Here is a 21,851-nt window from a genome sequence, read left to right on the forward strand (position 1 = left end):
TTTATCTAGCTACTTCTGATATTTTAACCTATGATTTAAAAATTTAATCTTAACTTTTTCGTTATAAATTTTATAAACTGTTTTTCAATGAAAAAAATAAAGATAAATTTTATCTTAGTATTTCTTATTACAATTGTAAACTTTTCTTTTGCACAAAAGCAAAACAGAGAATTAAGAGCTGTATGGATTGCCAGTGTTTTAAACATTGATTGGCCCTCCCAGTCAGGATTATCTACCAACCGTCAAAAAGAAGAATTTATTTCCATATTAGACAACGTTGAAAAATGGAATATGAATGCAATAATTATTCAAGTTAAACCTACTGCCGACGCATTGTATAAATCCAAACTAAGCCCGTGGTCAAAATATTTAACAGGAAAACAAGGCGGCGATCCCGGCTATGATCCTTTAGAATTCATAATTGAAGAAGCACATAAACGAAATATTGAAGTTCATGCTTGGTTTAACCCCTATCGTTTAACTCTTGGAAGTGCCAATTGGGAAACTTTATCTCCAGATAATATTGCCTTCAAACATAAAGATTGGGTGGTTAAATATGGAAACCAACTACTTTTAAATCCAGGTATACCTGAAGTTACTGATTATGTGGTAGATGGAATTATGGAAGTGGTTAAAAATTATAATGTAGACGGTATACATTTGGATGATTACTTTTATCCTTATAAAATTGGTACTTTGGAATATCCAGATTATAAAGAATATGCTAAATATGGAATTACCTATGCAAGCAAAGAGGATTGGAGAAGAGCCAATATTAATAATTTAGTGAAAAAATTGCATGATAAAATTAAAGCTGAAAATAAAAATTTAGAATTTGGAATCAGTCCATTTGGCGTATGGAGAAATAAAAAAAGTGATCCTAGAGGTTCTGAAACTAGAGCTTTACAAAACTACGACGATTTATATGCTGATGTACTATATTGGATGGAAAAGGGTTGGATAGACTATGTAGCGCCACAATTGTACTGGCATAGAGGAAATTCTTCTGCCGATTATACAACCTTGGTTGAATGGTGGAATGAAGCGGCTAAAAATAATAATACCGATTTATATATAGGTTTGGGGGTATATCGAGTTAAAAATTGGAAACTAGAAAATGAATTAATCGAGCAAATTAATATGAACAAAGAATTCTCTTCGATTAAAGGAAATATATTTTTTAGTTACAAATCTCTTTTAGAGAACCCCAAAGATATCATAAATCAATTAACTTCAGGACCTTTCTCAGAAAAGGTTAATAGTAAACTAGTAAAATAATTATATGCTGAAATTCACAGCCAAAGCTTGGGAATGGAAAAGAAAAGGAGAACCTAATGAACTATCTTTAAAAGACTTCATCATTGAAGATCTTAAAGACGATGAGGTTATCGTTCAAAACCATTATATTGGATTAAATCCTGTCGATTGGAAATTAATAGGTGGCGAACATCCAAGTTGGAAAACAGGAATAATCCCCGGCGTGGATGGAGCAGGTATAATTATAAAGACAGGTAAAAACATGAATCATTTACGAGTGGGAAGCAGAGTTTGTTATCATGCAGATTTAACAAAAAATGGTAGTTTTTCCACTCATACAATTGTGAATGGCAAGAGAATGATATATATTCCTGAAAAAGTTAGTGATATCATTGCAGCCTCTTTCCCCTGCCCTGCTCTTACTGCTTGGCAATCTTTAAAAAAAATTCCTGAGATAAAAAATAAATACGTTTTCGTAAACGGAGCAGGAGGATCTGTAGGGTATTTTCTAACTCAGCTTCTGCTAGAAAAAGGTGCTAGAGTGTTTCTAACCTCTTCAGAAAAACATCATCAAGAGTTTCTAAATATGGGTGTGATTAAAACCTTAGACTACAGAGATCCTAGTTGGAAGGATATTATGAGTGAATCTTTAAATGGTAATCTTTTCGATGTAATTTTTGATACCACGAATAATAGTAATACCAAGGAACTACTTAATTTAATTGGTTATAACGGCCATATAATTTCCATTCAAGGCAGAATTAAAGAAAATTTACTATCTGCCTTTACCACTTGTATTTCTCTTCATGAAATAGCCTTAGGCGCCTACCATCAATTCGCATCAGAAAAACAAGTCATTGAATTAATGATGGATGCTGAACATTTATTAAATCAAATAGGAAGTGGTAAATATAAATTAAGAAATTATAAATTAAGCTCTTTCGATGATCTTCCAGAGCATTTAATGGAAATGAAAAAAAATAATTCAGAGTTAAAATATATTGTAAAAATTTAGTTGAACTAAAGGAATAATTTATAAATATTATGATCAAAAATTCTAACAAACTTTCAAAATTCTTATTTATTAAATTCATCTGAATTATATTTACTTTTGTAATTCTAATAAATTAAAATGGGAAAAGATAAGCTTCGGAAGTTTGCAGAAACTAAAACATTTACTAATGTCATTCAACCAACTAGAGATGAAATAGTTAATAACTTCTCTTATAAAGGTAATTGGAATAAGCTTTTTTTTAAAAATTCTAATCCAATTGTATTAGAATTGGGTTGTGGAAAAGGGGAATATTCAGTAGGTTTAGCTAAATTTTTCCCTAATAAAAATTTTTTAGGTATTGATATTAAAGGCGCTCGTTTCTGGCGAGGGGCTAAAACTGCTCTAGAAAATGGTATTACAAACGTAGGTTTCTTGCGTACGCAAATCGAACTTATCGAACATGCTTTTTCCCCTAACGAAGTAAGTGAAATCTGGATAACCTTTCCTGATCCTCAAATAAAATATAAAAGAACAAAACATCGATTGATTAATGAGGAGTTTCTAAAAAAATATAAAAATATTATGTCTTCAGATGGAAATATTCATCTAAAAACAGATAGCGAATTTCTTCATGGATATGCGAATGGACTGATTCATGGATTGGGTTTAAATATTATTTCTTCCCATCATGATATTTATGGTGCACCAGAATATGAATTACCTTCTTATGTTAGAGATATAAAAACTCACTACGAAAAATTATTTTTAGGGGAAGGAAAACCAATAACATACTTAAATTTTAAATTTTAGTAATAAAAGAAGGGAATATAAAATTTTATATTCCCTTCTTTTTTATTTATTATTTTATTTAATGACAAAAAATAATACCTTTATTTTTATTAAATTCTAGTATTCCTCCATCTATATTGTAAACCTTGTAATCTCCCTCCTCTTCTAAGTGATCATTTAATGAAGATACAGGATCTTTAAGTTTTATTTTTCCTTTTTCTAAAGTTGATACAATTCCGGCGTGGTCTTTCAACATTTGGAATTCACCTTTAGATCCAGGCAAAACTAATGAGGTTACTTCGCCATCAAATACAATTTCCTCAGGAGTTAAAATTTGTAATTTCATGAATTTAATTTAAAGATTATTTATTATTAAATTCTGCTAACATTTTTTCACCGTGTTCAATAACTTCCTCTATAGTTCCTTTTAAGTTAAACGCCGCTTCTGGGTATTGATCTAATTCTCCATTAATGATCATATTAAATCCTTTAATAGTATCTTTAATATCTACTAAAACCCCAGGCGTACCAGTAAACTGTTCTGCCACATGGAAAGGTTGAGATAAGAATCTTTGTACTCGTCTCGCTCTGTGAACCACTAATTTATCTTCTTCACTTAATTCTTCCATACCTAAGATGGCAATAATATCTTGAAGTCCTTTATATCTTTGTAAAATTTCTTTTACACTTTGGGCGCAATTATAATGTTCTTCTCCTAATATTTCAGGAGTAAGTATTCTTGAAGTAGATTGCAAAGGATCTACCGCAGGATAAATACCTAAGGAAGCAATTTTTCTATCTAATACAGTAGTTGCATCTAGATAAGCAAATGTAGTTGCCGGTGCTGGATCAGTTAAGTCATCTGCAGGAACGTAAACCGCTTGAACAGATGTAATTGACCCATTTTTAGTGGATGTAATCCTTTCTTGCAAAGCTCCCATTTCACTAGCTAAAGTAGGTTGGTAACCCACGGCTGAAGGCATCCTTCCCAACAATGCTGAAACCTCTGAACCTGCTTGAGTAAAACGGAAAATATTGTCTATAAAAAATAAAACATCTCTACCCTTTCCTTCTCCTAATCCGTCTCTGTAATATTCTGCCAAGGTAAGACCAGAAAGAGCAACTCTAGCACGAGCTCCCGGTGGTTCATTCATCTGTCCAAATACAAAGGCAACTTTAGATGTTTTTAAAGCCTCATGGTTTACCTTAGATAAATCCCATCCTCCTTCTTCCATAGATTTTAGGAAATCATCCCCATAAGAAATAATCTTAGATTCCAACATTTCTCTAAGAAGGTCATTCCCTTCACGAGTTCTCTCTCCAACTCCTGCAAATACAGAAAGTCCACCATGTCCTTTGGCTATATTATTGATTAATTCTTGAATTAATACAGTTTTTCCAACTCCTGCACCACCAAACAATCCAATTTTACCTCCTTTTGAATAAGGTTCAATTAAATCAATTACTTTAATACCGGTATAAAGTACTTCGGCAGAAGTAGATAAATCTTCAAATTTTGGTGCTGATCTATGAATAGGCAATTCACTTGCTTTAGAAACTTCCCCAATACCATCAATTGCTTTTCCAATAACATTAAACAATCTTCCATTTACTTCCTCACCAATAGGCATAGTAATAGGTTTTTCAGTACTTATAACTTCCTGACCTCTAGATAATCCATCGGTTGCATCCATGGCTATACATCTTACTGTATCTTGACCAATATGCTGTTCTACTTCCAACACTAAATTCCCCTCCTCATTATCTCTTACTACCTCTATAGCATCATAGATGTTGGGTAATTGTTCTACCTCATCAAAAATAACATCTATAACTGGGCCGATCACTTGGGATATTTTACCTTTTTTTTGAGTTGCCATATATTACAAAATTCAATAAATATAGTTTTCTTGTTTATTTGCAAATATAATATTTTATTCTAACGAGCTTTTAAAAAAAATAAAAATTATCATACTTTTGCAACGAATTTGTTTGTAAAAGTACTAGTGGAAATATATAGGGGAAATTATAACATACCAAAAAATGAAAAACTTGTTTTTACTTTAGGTATGTTTGATGGGGTTCATTTGGGGCATCAATCAGTTTTAAATTACATAAAGAATATTGCCAAAGAAGAAAAAGGTAAAACTGCAGTTATGACTTTTTCTCCGCACCCCCGTTTGGTATTAAATCCTGAAGCAGACTTTCGTTTACTAACAATTTTAGATGAAAAAATTAGTCTTTTTGAAAAATTTTCTGTAGACTATCTATTTATACAAGAGTTTTCAAAAGAATTTAGTCAATTATCCTCCGAAGAGTTTATTCAAAACATTTTGGTTAATCAACTAAATATACTTGCATTGGTTATTGGGTACGACCAACACTTTGGGAAAAATAGAGAATTAAATTATGAAAATTTAAAAATCCAATCTAAAAAATTAGGTTTTAAACTATACCAATTGCCTGCTGTAAGTGAAAATCAAGAAATTATTAGTTCTACTAAAATTAGAAACAAGCTTTTGAAAGGTTCTATTTCAGAGGCAAATGAATGGCTAGGATATCCGTTTATATTATCCGGAAAAGTTATTGAGGGGGATAAAATAGGGAGAACATTAGGATTCCCTACTGCTAATTTAGAAATTGATCCTCACAAAATACATCCAACCCATGGGGTTTATTTTGTAAAGGTTAAAATTGATAACAATCAATTTTATGGAATGATGAATATAGGAATGCGACCAACAGTTAATGGTGTAAAAAAACAAGTTGAGGTTCATATTCTAAATTTTGATCAGGATATATATGGTAAAATAATTGAAGTCTCTTTCTATGAAAGAGTGCGAAATGAAATAAAATTTTCATCCTTAGAAGAACTTAAAAATAGATTAAGCATTGATAAAATGGAGACAATTAAGTTCTTTAATCTTTAGATATTACATATAAAAAAGTCCATTTGATTAAAATGGACTTTTTTTATACAATTAATTTTACAAATCATCTTTACGTTTTTTAAGAATCTCCTTTTCGGCTTTGTATTTTTTTTCTAAAAGCTTTTTTCTACTCTTTTTTTCGGATTTACTTAAATTATAATTATTCTCAATATTCTTTTTTTCTCTATCATATTTTTCTTCCAATCTATCTATTTTTTTTTCAAGTCTTTCTTTTTCATTGGAATTAGAAGTAACACCATGATTATTATGGTTATGGTTTTGATTATTTCTAATCATTTCTTGTTTCTTCTTTAAAGATAATTGCTTTTTTCTTTGACCTTTTTCATATCCTGATAAAGATCGATCTTGTCCTATTTGTCTATATTTTTCACCGTACTCTCTTCCAATTTGTGAATTAGACTTTTGTGAAAATAACGCTGCAGATGTAAATAAAAATACAAAAACAGAAACTAATAATTTTTTCATAAATTTTAATATTTAACATGAATTAATAGTATAAACTAAAACTATGCCATAAGTTTATCTTAGTATTTGTATGAATAAAGTAGAAAAGAATGTTTAGCGTACAATTATATAATCCCCTACCATCTAAAATGCTAGAATTCATGAAATTAGTTTTAAAACACTAAATCTTATAAAAAAATGTTTAGCCTCCTAAATTATAAATTATCTAAAAATTTACGAATTAAGGCAATTAATTGGTTATAACCATACAAGGAAACAGAATTATCATAAATATCATGATACCCACTTTTTCCTCCTAAAGTATAGATATAAAAAGAGGGTACCTGTTTATTATAGAAAGGACAATGATCGCTATTGCACGCACTCCCTCTAGTTTTAACTTCTTTTAAGTAATTATATTTATAATTGATAGATTCTAAAAGATTAAATTGTTTAGGAAATTCTTTACCATTTACTACTTGTATACCTTCTTCTCCTGTTCCGACCATATCAAAATTTATTAGAAATTTAATTTTATTTAGGTCAATCAGTGGATGTGCTACAAAGTATTGTGATCCTTTTAAACCTGCTTCTTCCCCTCCAAAAGCTATAAAAAAAGTGGTGAATTTTGGTTTCTCTTTAGTGTATATCTTAGCCATAGATAATAGAAATGCAATACCACTAGCATTATCATTTGCTCCCGGAAAAATAGTATTACCAATTTTACCTAAATGATCATAGTGAGCAGTTAAAACCACTAAACTATCTGAACGCTCTCCAGGAATATATCCTACCAAATTTTGAGATTCAAATTTAGGATCAAAATTTGTTTTTAAATCAATATCAACTTCATCAATATTTTCTGGAACCGATTGACTATTAATAAATAAATTTACAGTTGAGGTTTGAACTGGACTTAACGAATGAATAAATCTTGAGGATGTTTGTTCAATTGCCAAAGGAATATTAATTTCCTCTAATTCTCCATTACTAATTAATTGTGGTATTTCTCTATAAAATTGATTAGCCGTATTTTCTCTTGTACTCAAATTTTCAATGAACCGAACATCAGGAAAAACGACCGGTTTATGGTTCAATCTTTGCATCTCAAGATCAAAGTATGAACGATCTCCCCATTCAAACAAACTATCAATTACTGCAGTATTAAATGGTAATGGTTTAAACGTACCCTTTAAGGAGGGAGACCCTGAACCTACCAAATAATCAATCCCTAGCGTAAGTTGTTTATCATTTATTTTCAATGAGCAATCTTCAATAATATTTACTGGATAAGTAAATGTTTGAAAATAGCTATCCCCTAATTTTAATACTCCAATTTTTTCAAACTGATTGACAATTTCATTCGCAGCTTTTTTCATTCCATCATCGACATAACCTCTACCTGAAAATTCAGGAGAGGTCAGTTTATTTATTACTTGCAAAGCATATTCTTTAGGAGTTTGAGAATATAGAGCTGAATTAAAACTTATTAAAATTATTAAACATAGTATATTTAAAATTCTCACAATTTTTTTTATAAAAATATAACTTTTTTATAAAACTCTAGTTCTTAAGGATTCCAATATATTAACAACAATATTTGTTTTTGGATTAGAGTCTGTAGGTTCCACAGTTATTTCTCCAGTAGCATTATTATATTTAAAAATTAAACCCACATTAGATGTTATTACATTTGCTTGAGGAAAATCAATAGTCACTTGCATTTTATCCGCTGAATATCTAATATTTGGAGCTCCTACCTGAGTTAAATCATTCGCTCCTGAAGCTAAATTTGAAAGAACAAAGCCAGAAGCGTTACCAAAGGCTATAGTACCAAATAAGGTTGCTTGACTTTGAGCTGCTAGAGATATGTTGGTACTAAATGTGAATCTTGCAATAGCATATTTATCAGACAAAGATACAATTGGGAATGCATTTTTAGAATTAACAGGAATTAAAATTTGTTGGTCAAAGGTAGTATAATAAATCCCCCCAGTACTGTTGGCTTTATATAAATACCCATTAGGATCAATCATAACATTAACCCCCTTAGAATAATCGATTTGTGTATATTCTTTTGTTCTCCTATCTTTAATGTTTAATCTTACTTCTGGTATTTCTAAATTACCTTGAACGTCTAAATTTGCCAAAGGTTGATCTGTATTAATACCTACTTGCGCTTTTATATTAGTTAAAATAATAAAGAAAAATATTAATATTTTAAAGTTTTTTGATTTCATTTTATTTAATAATTTTAAGTTTAAAATATTTATTTAATTCGTGCAAATATAATAAGTGTAATTTAATATTAAATAACCCAAACAACCACTTCAATACACAAAAAATTCACCTATTAAATAAAATGATATTCATATTTAGCTCAATTAATATACATATAGAAAACAACTAAATTATATTGATATAAATATATGTGAATTTTCTATTAATAATTATTATTTTTTTTTTTTTGTTTTTACTACTTTTGATTTTTAAATCAATTAAAAATTTAATGAAAAAAATTGCTCTAATTACTTTTTTTCTTTCAAAACTGTTAATTTCACAAGATTTTCCTAAAGATTTTAGATCTCCCGTTCAAATTCCTATCTCACTATCTGGAAATTTCGGTGAATTAAGAAACAATCACTTTCATGCTGGTATAGACATTAGAACCCAACAAAGAATTGGTTTAAAAGTTTTAGCGCCTAAAGATGGTTATGTTTCAAGAATAAAAATTTCGCCTTATGGATATGGCAAAGCTGTTTATATAGATCATCCCAATGGATATACTACCGTTTATGGGCATTTAAGTGAACTCATAGGGGATATCAACACAAAAGCTAGAGAGGAACAGTATAAAAAACAAAATTATTCTATTGACTTATATTTAAAACCGAATGAACTACCGGTTACTGAAGGTGATCTAATTGCTCTTACTGGAAACACAGGAGGTTCCGGGGGGCCTCATTTGCATTTTGAAGTTCGAGATACTAAAACTGAAGAAATTTTAAATCCCTTTTTATTTGGGTTTGATATAGCAGATAATGTTCCCCCACAAATTAATGGTACATGGATCTATCCTATTGATGGAATTGTGAATGGAAGCAAAGAAAAAATAATGGTTTCACAAGGCGGGAATTATTTAGCAGTTGGGAAAATTGGTTTTGGAATTAAAACCTATGATAAACAAAATGCATCTAATAACCTAAATGGAATATATTTTATTAAGACTTATGTCAACGATGAACTTATTTCTGAATATAAAGCAAATAGACATTCTTTTGATGAAAGTAGAGCTATTAATGCAACAATAGACTATAAAGAAAGATTAAATAAAAATAGTTGGATTTATAGGACTTACTTACTTCCCGGAAATACCTTACAGATGTATGAACAAACCAAAAACAAGGGCATCGTTGAAATAGAATCTGGTAAAAATTATTCTATCAAACTCGTAGCTGGAGATTTTGCAGGAAATACAACTACTAAATCATTTACAGTCCAAGGAATTGGTAATATAACCACCTCTGCAAAACCTGTTCAAGGAAAATATGTTGTTGAAATTCTAAAACCATTAGAAATCAAAGAGAATGGTATTCATATTAAATTTAATCAAGGTTCCTTTTATGAAAATATTGATTTTGATTTTCAACCTTTAGAAATCAATAAATTCAAAATCCATAATTCATCTGTACCTTTACATAAAGCTTTTGAATTAATTATAAAACCTAATTGGTCTACTTTAGATAAGAATAAAGCCGAGCATTATGTAATTTTTAGACAATCCAACTATGGTCCAGCGAAAAAGCAATACTTGCCAACCACCTATAAAAATGGATTTTTCACTGCATTCCCTAAAGACTTAGGAGAATTTTCTTTGGTTTTAGATGATATACCGCCAACGATTACTTCTCCAATGTTAACTAAATCTAAGCAAGTTGGAAAAAAACTAAGTTTTATCATTAAAGATGCAGAATCAGGAATTAAAAGCTATGATGTATGGATTGATGGTAAATGGATATTGGCTGAATATGAATATAAACAGAACAGTTTATTCATTCCAGACTTATCAAAAGAAGGAATTGATAAAGGATTTCATGAAGTTGAAGTTAGAGTAATGGATGAGGCGAACAATTTAAAAATTTACAAAAATAATTTTGAGAAGCTTTAAAAAAAAACTAACCCTTTGTTTCTCTATAATTACAGTTTGTTTATGGAGCCAATCCATAACATTGTCTGGTAAAATTATAGATAAAGAAGGAAAACCTTTAATAGGGGCAAAAATATCAATTACAGATTCAACCATACAATATTCGGATAGCCTCGGCTTATATTCTATAGCTATTCCGAAAGATAGAAGTTTTACTATTTCCATTCAAAAAAATAATTTTGAACCTGTTGAAAAAATTATAGAGTCAACTAGTATTAACTTAACTCAAAATTTTTCACTTGCCTCTTTAGTAAATAACGATAAAATAGAATATCATTCATCTTTAGAACCGGTAATATTTGTTGGTAAAAAACAACCTTCAGATTTAACTTCTGTTGAGCTAGATGTCTCCCATCTAAATTATATGCCAAGTTTAGGCTCTGGTGTTGAAGGTTTGCTAAACACTTTTGCAGTGAGTACCGCTAGCGAATTAAGTTCTAATTATAGAGTTAGAGGTGGAAATTATGATGAAAATTTAGTATACATTAACGGAGTAGAAATCTACCGACCATTAACATTAAGAAGCGGACAACAGGAAGGTATGAGCATTATAAACCCCAATATGGTGTCTACGATAAATTTTTCTGCCGGCGGATTTGAATCCAGATACGGAGATAAAATGTCTAGCGTTTTAGATATTACTTATAAGCTTCCTAAAAAATTTGAAACCTCTCTGGAAGCTAGTTTATTAGGTGGGGGTATAACTTTGGGTTTTGTTGACAATAAAGACCAAAATAAACAAAAGCTCACCGGTATAGTAGGTGCTAGATATAGAAATACCAACTTAATATTAAATACCTTTGACGGAGATACAAATTTCAATCCCGAGTATTTTGATGTTCAAACCTTTGTACAATATAAAATTTCTTCCCTTTGGAAATTGTCTTTCTTAGGAAACTACTCTTCTAACCACTTTAAAATGGAACCTAAATCTAGAGAAGTAGAGTTTGGTACTCTAAATAATCCAATTCATCTGAATGTAACCTATCAAGGAGATGAAAAAGATAAATACCAAACGATGAATGGTACATTAGCATTGCAATTTAACCCTAATGCAAAATGGGCATTTAATCTGGATACTTATGCTTTTCATTCTAAAGAAAAAGAATCTTTTGATATTACTTCTGCCTATCGTTTATACGAAAATGATACCGAAACCGGAAGCTCCATTCCTACATTTGGAATTGGTGGACAGGTAGACCATGGAAGAAATAATTTAGATTTGCTCGTGGCTGGCTTACACCTCAAAACTAAGTATAAAATTTCCTTAAACTCAAATCTTGAAGCAGGTATTCAATACCAAAGAGAAGACACAAGAAATTTAAAAAATGAATGGCAAGTACTAGATTCATTAGGCTATTCAATTCCCAGAAAATTCTTTCCACCAGGGGAAATAGATAATTCAGATTTAGTACTAAACTATCACACAACTTCTAACAACCATTTAAAAGCAAATAGAATTACCGGATATTTACAATACACCACTAAATTTTTATTAAAAGATGATACACGTGTATTAATCAATACAGGGATAAGAGGTACTTATTGGGATTTTAACGGAGAAACTAACCTAAGCCCACGGGCACAAATAGCTATTAAACCTTCTTGGAATCTAGATATGCTTTTTCGCTTCGCAACAGGCTTTTATTATCAACCTCCTTTTTATAAAGAAGCTATGCGTTTAGACGGAACTTTAAATAAAAATATTAAATCTCAACGTTCCTTACATTTTATTGTAGGGAATGATTTTGAGTTTAAAATGTTCAAGAATCGTCCCTTTAAACTAACTACAGAAATTTACTATAAAAAAATGGACAATCTTATTCCTTATTTTATAGATAACGTAAGAGTAATTTATACCGGTGAAAATAATTCCAAAGGATACGCCTATGGTATTGATGCAAGACTAAATGGTGAATTTGTGCCAGGGGCAGAATCTTGGTTTTCCATTTCTTACGGAAGAACTGAAGAAAATATTGATGGAAGAGGTTATATACCCCGCCCTACAGATCCACGATTAAAGTTAGGATTATTTTTCCAAGATTATATGAAAATTTATCCGCAGTTAAAAGCCAGCGTTAATTTAGTCTACGCTTCAGGTTTACCCAACGGTGCTCCCTTGTTTACCGATCCCTATCAATACCAAACCAAGCTTTCTGACTATAAACGGGCGGATATAGGTTTAACCTACGTTTTTGTGGATCAATTTTTAAATAAAGCGAAAAAAGGTTCAACTTGGGAAAAATTTAAAGATTTTTCTATAGGGTTAGAAATTTTTAATGTTTTTGATATCAAAAATACAATTAGTAACCAATGGATCAGAGATATTAATAGCCCCCAGACTATATACTATGCCGTGCCAAATAAATTAACTGGACGATTTTTTAACCTAAAACTTAACGCAAGATTTTAATGGAATCATGAAAAAGCACTAAATACGGATAGCCCTGATTAAAGGTTTTAAAGTATCTAGCTGATTGTTTATAATGTATTTATTAGAGACTTGTCTATCAGTATTTATAGCATCATTTAAGTTTTGAAGTTTTAAAATATTATTTTCTATTACATATTTCCCTTTGTAATAGCATTGATAATGGTTATCTCTAACAACAATTTGGTAATTGTTGTTCTTAAACATCTCTAAACTATAATTTTTTTTTATAAGTTGATAATTTAGAGATTGTATCAAATCTATACAAGGGCTTTTGATTGGTAGCTAAATATCCAATAATTAAACTAATAATTAAAATAGATAATAAAGTTAAAACTATTTTATTTGTAATACTATAGTCACTTTTAAATGTATCTGTAATATATAGAATTATTAGGTTTATAATTGTTAATATACCAATCAAAGGAATTACAAAAATATTTACATAAATATCACTGCAATAGTCTCCAAACCTTTTAGTTAGCAAAAAAATGATACTAAAAAGTAGTATAAGTGTAAAATATTTTAAAATAATTTTTAATAGTATCATTGTAAGTCACATATGAAAGTTTCTATAAGATTAAAGAATTATTATTTATTTCGTATATAACTCTTTCTCCCATCATTGTTGTTACATAGCCCATTATTACCACTTTTTTTCTCTCTTCATGAATGTTATAAATAGCATCGATGGAGCAATCATAGGGAATGAAGATCCAAACAGTTTTACTTTCGTTAGGCTCAAGTTGTTTAATATATTTTTCATCACAACCCTGAATTTTAATATTTTCTATAGTTTCTTGGCTTTTATTAATTATAGTAAGCTGTATCGTATTTAATAATATTAAAAATCCAATTTCATAAATTTTAGCTATTGGGATATTAAGAAAGATAATTAAAATTGTGATAACAATTTTCTTTCTCCCATCTTTTCTAACAAATAATTTATATAATAATAATATTAAAAAGGATAAATTAATAATTAACATTATTAAAACTAAAAAATAACTAAAGAAAGCCCAATTATCAGATAAAGTTAAGGTAAATACAGCAAATAAAATCGTTCCTAAAATAAAGGAAATTAAAGCTATATTTCTTCCGATTTTATTTATATCATTCACAGTAAAATTTCATATATAGATTAATTAAGGTCAAAAAAGCATAAATTAAAATTCTAAGTCTATGGCAAAGCCTTCATGGCTACGAATATTAAATGCTAAATGATTTTCAAACAACCAATATTGCCCTTTAATACCGATTAATTTTCCTTCAAATTCAGGAACTTTCTTTAAATTCACTGAAGTTATTTTTAATGGATATTGTACAATAGGATATTTTAGGTGAATCAATTCTGATTCTTCTAAATAATATTTTTGAAGGAAATCAGGAATATTATCTTTTAGTTCATCTTTTTTCTTTTCTAAATCAAAAAAAGAAGCTTCCGATTGTAACATTTTTCTATAGTTAGTTTTATCAGAAATTTTTTCTTTTAAAGCAACTTCAATCAATCCAGCCTCATATCTGTTTTCTGTTTCAGCCAATGGAATTGCATATTCAGCTCCCTGATCAATCCAGCGGGTAGGAATTTGAGACTTTCTGGTAACTCCTACCTTCATTCCTCCCGTGTTTGCTAAATAAACTACATGAGGTTGCAACTGCACTTTAGATTCATAGGATAAATTCCGGTCTTCTTCTCCTAAATGTGCTTTAGAAAGCTCAGGCCTTACCACCCACTCTCCCGTATGTGGAGAAGAAAAATAACATTTTTCACAAAAACCCATCGCAAAAATTTCAACATAATTTTCGCATTCTAAACATTGACAATGGTTAAATTTTACCTTGATATTTTTATTAAGAAGCTGATTTACTGAGATAATTTCTTCTTCAAAATTTAGATAATAGTGTATAGGATTATCCAATTCAGTCACCATTTTGGTAAGCAGCCCTGTAATTTTCATAGAATTTAATTGCTAAAGTTATATTTATGAGTAAATATACAGCTTATCACTAAATTGTATAAAAAAATTATAGAATCAATGGCTCCACGCAAATAAACCGCGTACCTCCTTAATAACTTTGTTACTTTTAAACTAAAAATTATTTTTCATGTTTTCAAAAGATAGATTAGAACAAGCCATAAAGGATGGTTGGATCCAAGTACAAAAACATCCAGAATATCCATGGTACATATATAATTATACACAAAAAACTCAATATGAGAAACATTGGAATGAATTAACGTTGAGTTGCAGAGGATTAATTTTAAATGAAAACTATGAGATCGTCGCACGACCCTTGCCCAAATTTTTTAATTTTGAAGAACTGAATGAACATCAGATCCCAAAGCTAGGTTTTGAAGTTTTTGAGAAATTAGATGGTTCTTTAGGTATTCTCTATTGGGTAGATAATAAACCCTATATTGCTACCCGAGGTTCTTTCACTAGCTTACAAGCAAAAAAGGCAAATGAATTGCTACACACTAAGTATAAAAACTTTATAAAAAACTTAAACCCCAGAAACACTTATTTATTTGAAATCATTTATCCTGAAAACAGAATTGTTGTAAACTATGGAAGTAGAGAAGAATTAGTACTTTTAGTCGTTATAGAAACTTCAACAGGCAAAGAACTTTCCATGGATGACTTAGGATTCGCCAGAGCTAAAAGAATTTTTGGTATTAACTCTATGGAGGATATAAATAAACATTACGATCTATTAAATGAAGGCTTTGTTATCAAATTTTCCAACGGATTTAGAATAAAAGCTAAATTTCCTGAATATATTCGTTTGCATAAAATAATTACAGAAGTATCATCTATAAGCCTATGGGAAGATTTAAAAAATGGTAAACCTTTGGAAGATTTATTAAAAAATATTCCTGACGAAATATTCCAATGGGTGAAAGAAAAAAGAAACCAACTCATAGACCATTATTTAGAAATTGAAAATCAATGTAAAAAAGATTTTAAAATTCTAAATTCTCGTAAAGAAACGGCTAGTTATTTCCTTACATGCTCCTATCCAAAAGTTTTATTTTCAATGCTTGATAGACGTGACTATAGTCCAATTATATGGAAAATAATTAAACCTGACTTTGAAAAACCTTTGACTAATAAATTTTAAATAAGTCTTTATTTAATGTGTAATTAAATAAAATTTCTTCTTATAAAAAACTGATTTCAAAAATACCAGTTACACGCATTTAAACTTTTTTTGAATCTTTTGATTTATTAGATTATAGAAGAAAAATAGTACCTTTGAAATCAATTCTCAACATTGTTTAAAAACTATGAACCCATCTAAAGATTTTTCTAATAAAATACCTTCAGATATAGAAATAGCTAGATCAACAACCCTTGAATCTATTGATAAAATAGCTAAAAAAATTGATATTCCACAAGATGAATTAATCCCTTACGGAAAGTTTATGGCAAAGATTCCTTGGAATCTTCAATCTCCAGAAAAACAAAAAAAATCTAACTTAATACTAGTAACCTCCATTACCCCTACCAAAGCAGGAATTGGTAAAACTACCGTTTCTATTGGGTTAGCACTAGGACTAAATAAAATTGGTAAAAAAGCTTCGGTTGCACTTCGTGAACCTTCTTTAGGTCCTTGTTTTGGAATGAAGGGAGGAGCCGCTGGAGGAGGATATGCACAAGTACTTCCGATGGAAAATATAAACTTACATTTCACCGGAGACTTTCATGCAATTACTTCTGCACACAATATGCTTGCAGCTTTATTAGACAATTACAATTACCAAAACCGCGGAACTGACAATGTGGTTACAGAAGTATTGTGGAAACGTGTTTTAGACGTAAACGATAGAGCTCTTAGAAATATAGTGAGTGGATTGGGTGGAACTGCCAATGGCGTTCCCCAAGAATCTGGTTTTGACATTACACCCGCTTCTGAAATTATGGCAATTTTATGTCTGGCAGAAGATCCTAAAGATTTAAAAAGAAGAATTGAAAATATTCTTTTGGGCTATAAAGCAGATGGAAGCATGTTTACGGTAAAAGAATTAGGGGTAGCCGGTGCTATTACTGTTTTACTGAAAGATGCCATCCATCCAAACTTAGTACAAACCACTGAAAATACACCTGCTTTTATTCATGGTGGACCTTTCGCTAATATTGCACATGGTTGTAACTCTGTGTTAGCTACCCGTATGGCGATGAGCTTTTCTGACTATGTAATTACTGAAGCAGGTTTTGGTGCGGATTTAGGGGCAGAGAAATTCTTTGATATTAAGTGTAGAAAAACGGGTCTATGTCCAAAATTAACCCTTATCGTAGCTACAGCCCAAGGTTTAAAAATGCATGGTGGAGTTCCTCTAAATGCAATTAAAGATGAAAATATACCTGGTTTAATTCAAGGATTAGAAAATTTAAAAAAACATATAGAGAATATTAAGTCTTATGGACAATCCGTAATGGTTGTATTTAATCGATATAATTCAGATACTGAAGAAGAAATATCCATTTTAAAAGAATTCTGTTTAAAAAGAAACATTCCTTTAGCTGAAAATAATTCATTTGGGCTAGGTGGAGAAGGTGCTGTTGAGTTTGCCAACTTAGTGGTAAAAACCATTGAAGAAAATCCTTCCCAAGATCCAATTCAATTTGCATATAGTGAAGCAGATGGTCTTGAAGAAAAAATTGCTAAAGTCGCTAAAAATATTTATGGAGCTTCTTCAGTAAACTTTAGTAAAAAGGCAAAAAGTAAATTAAAGAAACTTAAGGATACAGAAATGGATAAATTCCCAATCTGTATTGCTAAAACCCAATATTCTTTTTCTTCAGACCCCAAAGCCTATGGAGTTAGTAAAAATTTTGACTTTCAAATCAACGATATAGTGATAAATAGAGGAGCAGAATTTATAGTGGCTATTGCTGGAGATATTATGCGTATGCCCGGCTTACCTAAGCAACCTCAAGCCATGAATATCGACATAGTTGATGGCCAGATTGAAGGTTTAAGCTAGTCAGCAATATTTTTATAATATTTATTTTTTAAGTCTATGAATGATTGTTTATAATCATTCATAGGCTTATTTTTTTACTTAAAATTTAATGGATTTAAAAAACTAAGATAATTTTTATTTGAAATGAATAATTATTTTAATGAGAAATTTTCAATTAAATATATATCGCTAAAAATTTACATTTTGTATAGATATATGATATCCGAATACCAAGTTAATTATATCACCCCAATGAAATACACTTAAAAAAGATATAATATTTTTTTTTAATATTATATCAACATAAAATAAATAAAATTATTAATAAAATTAAATATCTACCTTATTTATAAATAATTAATAATTATTACTTTAATAAATTACTATTTTTGTAAAAAAATTAAATGTACTTTTCTTTAGAAAATTCATATTATGAAATTAAAAATTCAATTAATTATAGGTATTATATTTATTCAAATTAATTTGTTTTCGCAAGTTGGAATTGGAATAGATAATCCCAATCCACATTCTTTATTAGAAGTTTACTCCCAAAATGCTGGTATACTAATCCCTAGACTTACTGAACAACAAAGAAACAGTCTTACCAGCAGCAACTCTACTGAAATTAACCTAACCGATACTGATAATAGTTTATTAATCTACAATACAACTGAAAACTGTTTTAACTATTGGAATTCCAGCGAGACTGAGTGGAAAAGCCTATGCGGTGTTAAAGGAAAAGCAAAATTTACTATAAATTGTAAAGACATAGTTATAAATGGCGTTTATATAGAAGGTAATAATTTAACTGATTCTGACTACATAAGTGTACCAGTTAATATTACTAAGCCTGGAACTTACAACATCAAAATTATAACAGATAATAACTATTCATTTCAAGCAGAAGGAGTTTTTGATTATATTGGTTCTTATACAATAAAAGTAATGGGTATGGGCACTCCTTTAAAAAAAGGTGAAAATTTATTAACAATTAAATCTCAAGATTTAGATATTTCTTGCGATACTGCAAAAACAATATCTGTACTTCCTGCTCTTGCTAATGTAAATATTCAATGTAGCACAGTCATCGTTGATGGAGTATACGTTGTTAAAAAACCTCTTACTGAAACTAATACTATTGCATTAAATGTCAGCACTACCAATGAAGGAAGCTGGGAAATTACCTCTAATACTGTAAATGGCATTTCTTTTAGTGGCTCTGGAAATTTTAGCGCCGCTGGTACTTATCCTGTAACACTTCAAGGGAATGGAACTCCTATTGAAAGTGGAGAATATACTTTTAAATTAAATGCCAGTGGTAATGGGTCAATAACCAATTGTGATTTTAAAGTTAAAATAGCAGTTAGAAGTATGAAAGTTTTAGGTTTAGGAAACAATACTACCGATGGCGTTTGGAACATTGCTGGTAATCAGAAATTTGGAGGTGTAACCAATTTTACTTACGGTTCATTAATGGAAACCGATAAACATTTCGGTAATAATCAACAAGCAACATTCCCTGTAGAAAGTATTACTATGTTACCTTTATATGGAGAAAGTCCTGATTTAGCTGGCACTATTCAATCATTCAATCCAGATGTTATTGTTGCTGAGTATAACTTTTTAAGTGGTGCTTCGACTTCGGCAGCTACTGTTAATAATATACAGGCACTAGTAAATTTTGTAAATTCTGGAGGAGCCCTTGTCTTATGTATGGACGGAGATGGACCTACAGCTGTAAGAAACCAAAATGCATTATCTATTACTAAAAGTATATTCAATGATGAAAACATAACTGTTAATGGTTTAACTACTGCCAGACAATTTTTATTTGCATCCGCTAATAACAAAATAATTGACGGATATTTTTTTAATTTATTAAACCACAACTTGGGTTCTGATGGAGGAAATAATTTTTCATTTACTAATCTTCCTCCAGAGAAAACTGACTATATAGCCTATGCAGGAAGTACTGCTAGTAATGATTATATTTCTTTTAAACATAAAAATAAAGGTTATCTTTTCGTGGGGGATGGGGCTCCCTTTTCCAATAGATATGGCAATATTGCTCCATATAACTACCCTTTAAAATTTGACTCAAGTTTTAATCCATTAGTTAACGTATATTCTACTCCTCCATCTGTAAATTCCTACTTTTATTTAAATGTAATGGCTTGGGCTTTTAATTGGGCTCAAAAACATAAAATTCAATAAATTAGTTTTAGACCTAAATAAATATGACAATACTAAGTTTTAAATTTATTCATTATGTATATAATTAATTAGTAAAGTTTTTTAAATTAATACTATATTATCGATTTTCTTTATATAGTACAAGATTAGGCTTAATTAAAAAAAATTCTTTAAAGTTTAAAATTTTAAACACTAATCTTTTTTATTAACTTTGAAGACTCTTTTATAATGTGTAGATGGACTTAAATTCATTATTTTCTGATAAACGTACCGGAACTCAATACAAATCAAATAGTAAAAAAGCAGATCCGAGAAGTGAATATCAGCGAGATTTTGATCGGGTCATTTTTTCCACTGCTTTCCGACGGTTACAGAATAAAACTCAGGTTTTTCCACTTCCCGGAAGTGTCTTTGTACATAATCGCTTAACCCATTCTTTGGAAGTTGCTTCTGTGGGACGCTCTTTAGGGAATGAAATAGGTAATTATATTTCAACAAAATATGAAAATCATCTAACTCCAGAGACTAAAGATTTGTATAAACATAGCTTATACAACGTTATTTCAACTGGCTGTTTATGTCATGATATTGGAAATCCTGCTTTTGGGCATTCGGGAGAAGATGCTATCGCCAGCTACTTTTATAGAAATGAATCTGCATTAAAAGATAGATTTACAGAAAAACAATGGAGCGATTTTATTAATTTTGAAGGAAATGCCAATGCTATTCGGGTACTTACCCAACAACAAAACGGTAAATCGGAAGGAGGAATTATGCTCACTTACTCCACCTTAGCCTCCATTGCCAAATATCCTTGCGAATCTATTGCTAAGAATAAAAAAATACTACAACAAAAAAAATTCGGATTTTTCCAAACCGAAAAATCTACTTTCTTAGATATTGCTAAGGAAACTTCTATGTTACAGAAACATGAAGATCCTTTAATATTTGCACGTCATCCTTTTGTTTGGCTCGTAGAAACGGCTGATGATATTTGCTATAATATTATTGATTTGGAAGATGCCCAGCGTTTAGGTTTTATTAGTGCTTCGGTTTGCGAAGAATTATTGCAACAAATTATAACCGAAATTCAGGGAGCTAAGAAATGGCAACGGGTGGGTAAAAAACTTGGTGGAATAGAAGATAAAAACGACCGTATTTCTTTTTTACGTGCGGTTTCTATTGGTACTTTAACTGGGCGATCTATAGAATTATATAAACAGAATTTTGAAAAAATACTAAGTGGTAGTTTGCAACTTTCTATTTTTGACGAAATTAAGCAGGAATGCAAAGCCATTCAGGAAATTGAGAGTTTTTCCATTGAACATATTTACAACCACCGTTCCGTAGTAGAAATAGAAAATGCGGGTTATAATGTAATGTACGAATTGCTGGATCACTTTATACCTCCTATTATAAAAACCAAAGAAGAACGAAAAGAATACGAAAAAAAAGCAATAAAGCTTATTCCTAAGCAATATTTATATGAAGACCTAACCGAATATGAAAGAGTATTAGGCGTATTAGACTTTGTTTCCGGAATGACAGACAACTACGCTACCGACCTCTACCGCAAAATCAAAGGAATTGATATTGGCATGACTTTGTAAATCCAT

Annotated in this window: 18 protein-coding genes; 10 read left to right on the plus strand and 8 right to left on the minus strand. The window is 30.1% G+C overall.

What is annotated here, in order from left to right; translation table 11 throughout:
* The first annotated feature begins 87 nt into the window (after positions 1 to 87).
* The 3 genes from ETU08_RS07950 (at position 88) to trmB (ending at position 3,061) form a co-directional block, all read left to right on the plus strand.
* Positions 88 to 1,278 carry a glycoside hydrolase family 10-like protein gene (locus ETU08_RS07950; protein WP_146262497.1) on the plus strand — a complete coding sequence of 397 codons (1,191 nt, stop codon included), beginning with the start codon at positions 88 to 90 and terminating at the stop codon, positions 1,276 to 1,278.
* Positions 1,279 to 1,282: 4 nt separating this feature from the next.
* Positions 1,283 to 2,272, plus strand: a complete 990-nt coding sequence (locus tag ETU08_RS07955; RefSeq protein WP_146262498.1) for an alcohol dehydrogenase catalytic domain-containing protein — start codon at positions 1,283 to 1,285, stop codon at positions 2,270 to 2,272.
* Positions 2,273 to 2,389: 117 nt separating this feature from the next.
* Positions 2,390 to 3,061: a tRNA (guanosine(46)-N7)-methyltransferase TrmB gene (gene trmB / locus ETU08_RS07960; RefSeq protein ID WP_146262499.1), complete on the plus strand. Its 672-nt coding sequence runs from the start codon at positions 2,390 to 2,392 to the stop codon at positions 3,059 to 3,061.
* A 58-nt stretch (positions 3,062 to 3,119) separates the two neighbouring features.
* Here trmB and ETU08_RS07965 read toward each other — a convergent pair whose 3' ends face one another.
* Positions 3,120 to 3,386, minus strand: coding sequence for a FoF1 ATP synthase subunit delta/epsilon (locus ETU08_RS07965; RefSeq protein WP_146262500.1), 267 nt, complete (start codon positions 3,384 to 3,386; stop codon positions 3,120 to 3,122).
* A 16-nt stretch (positions 3,387 to 3,402) separates the two neighbouring features.
* Positions 3,403 to 4,920, minus strand: a complete 1,518-nt coding sequence (gene atpD / locus ETU08_RS07970; RefSeq protein WP_146262501.1) for a F0F1 ATP synthase subunit beta — start codon at positions 4,918 to 4,920, stop codon at positions 3,403 to 3,405.
* A 126-nt stretch (positions 4,921 to 5,046) separates the two neighbouring features.
* Here atpD and ETU08_RS07975 point away from each other — a divergent pair, with 126 nt between their 5' ends.
* The gene (locus tag ETU08_RS07975; RefSeq protein ID WP_260391075.1) at positions 5,047 to 5,970 is read left to right on the plus strand and encodes a bifunctional riboflavin kinase/FAD synthetase; all 924 of its coding nucleotides are present in this window, start codon (positions 5,047 to 5,049) and stop codon (positions 5,968 to 5,970) included.
* Positions 5,971 to 6,027: 57 nt separating this feature from the next.
* Here the strand turns inward: ETU08_RS07975 and ETU08_RS07980 are convergent, their stop codons facing one another.
* From ETU08_RS07980 to ETU08_RS07990, 3 genes are all read right to left on the minus strand, one after another.
* Positions 6,028 to 6,456, minus strand: coding sequence for a hypothetical protein (locus ETU08_RS07980; protein WP_146262502.1), 429 nt, complete (start codon positions 6,454 to 6,456; stop codon positions 6,028 to 6,030).
* Between the two features lie 194 nt (positions 6,457 to 6,650).
* On the minus strand, positions 6,651 to 7,961 hold the full coding sequence (locus ETU08_RS07985) for a M28 family metallopeptidase (protein ID WP_146262503.1): 1,311 nt from the start codon (positions 7,959 to 7,961) through the stop codon (positions 6,651 to 6,653).
* 27 nt (positions 7,962 to 7,988) lie between these two features.
* Positions 7,989 to 8,675, minus strand: a complete 687-nt coding sequence (locus ETU08_RS07990) for a hypothetical protein (protein WP_146262504.1) — start codon at positions 8,673 to 8,675, stop codon at positions 7,989 to 7,991.
* A 269-nt stretch (positions 8,676 to 8,944) separates the two neighbouring features.
* Between ETU08_RS07990 and ETU08_RS07995 the strand changes: the two genes are divergently transcribed.
* Together ETU08_RS07995 and ETU08_RS08000 are read left to right on the plus strand one after the other, a co-directional pair.
* The gene (locus ETU08_RS07995; protein WP_146262505.1) at positions 8,945 to 10,603 is read left to right on the plus strand and encodes a M23 family metallopeptidase; all 1,659 of its coding nucleotides are present in this window, start codon (positions 8,945 to 8,947) and stop codon (positions 10,601 to 10,603) included.
* On the plus strand, positions 10,590 to 13,055 hold the full coding sequence (locus ETU08_RS08000) for a TonB-dependent receptor (RefSeq protein ID WP_260391076.1): 2,466 nt from the start codon (positions 10,590 to 10,592) through the stop codon (positions 13,053 to 13,055). The genes ETU08_RS07995 and ETU08_RS08000 overlap by 14 nt, the downstream gene beginning before the upstream one ends.
* An 18-nt stretch (positions 13,056 to 13,073) precedes the next feature.
* Here the strand turns inward: ETU08_RS08000 and ETU08_RS08005 are convergent, their stop codons facing one another.
* From ETU08_RS08005 to ETU08_RS08015, 3 genes are all read right to left on the minus strand, one after another.
* Positions 13,074 to 13,280, minus strand: coding sequence for a hypothetical protein (locus tag ETU08_RS08005; protein ID WP_146262506.1), 207 nt, complete (start codon positions 13,278 to 13,280; stop codon positions 13,074 to 13,076).
* Between the two features lie 365 nt (positions 13,281 to 13,645).
* On the minus strand, positions 13,646 to 14,194 hold the full coding sequence (locus ETU08_RS08010) for a hypothetical protein (protein WP_146262507.1): 549 nt from the start codon (positions 14,192 to 14,194) through the stop codon (positions 13,646 to 13,648).
* A 45-nt stretch (positions 14,195 to 14,239) separates the two neighbouring features.
* The gene (locus ETU08_RS08015; RefSeq protein ID WP_146262508.1) at positions 14,240 to 15,031 is read right to left on the minus strand and encodes a DUF2797 domain-containing protein; all 792 of its coding nucleotides are present in this window, start codon (positions 15,029 to 15,031) and stop codon (positions 14,240 to 14,242) included.
* Positions 15,032 to 15,179: 148 nt separating this feature from the next.
* On the opposite strand from ETU08_RS08015, the gene ETU08_RS08020 reads away from it, so the two are divergent.
* From ETU08_RS08020 to dgt, 4 genes are all read left to right on the plus strand, one after another.
* Complete coding sequence (locus tag ETU08_RS08020) at positions 15,180 to 16,196, plus strand: RNA ligase (RefSeq protein WP_146262509.1); 1,017 nt, start codon at positions 15,180 to 15,182, stop codon at positions 16,194 to 16,196.
* Positions 16,197 to 16,362: 166 nt separating this feature from the next.
* Positions 16,363 to 18,063, plus strand: a complete 1,701-nt coding sequence (locus ETU08_RS08025; protein ID WP_221410435.1) for a formate--tetrahydrofolate ligase — start codon at positions 16,363 to 16,365, stop codon at positions 18,061 to 18,063.
* 411 nt (positions 18,064 to 18,474) lie between these two features.
* Positions 18,475 to 20,256: a hypothetical protein gene (locus tag ETU08_RS08030; RefSeq protein ID WP_146262510.1), complete on the plus strand. Its 1,782-nt coding sequence runs from the start codon at positions 18,475 to 18,477 to the stop codon at positions 20,254 to 20,256.
* A gap of 215 nt (positions 20,257 to 20,471) precedes the next feature.
* Positions 20,472 to 21,845, plus strand: a complete 1,374-nt coding sequence (dgt, locus tag ETU08_RS08035) for a dGTP triphosphohydrolase (RefSeq protein WP_146262511.1) — start codon at positions 20,472 to 20,474, stop codon at positions 21,843 to 21,845.
* The last annotated feature ends 6 nt before the right edge of the window (positions 21,846 to 21,851 follow it).

Source organism: Apibacter muscae (assembly GCF_007845635.1).
In the GTDB taxonomy this organism is placed as follows: Bacteria; Bacteroidota; Bacteroidia; order Flavobacteriales; family Weeksellaceae; genus Apibacter; species Apibacter muscae.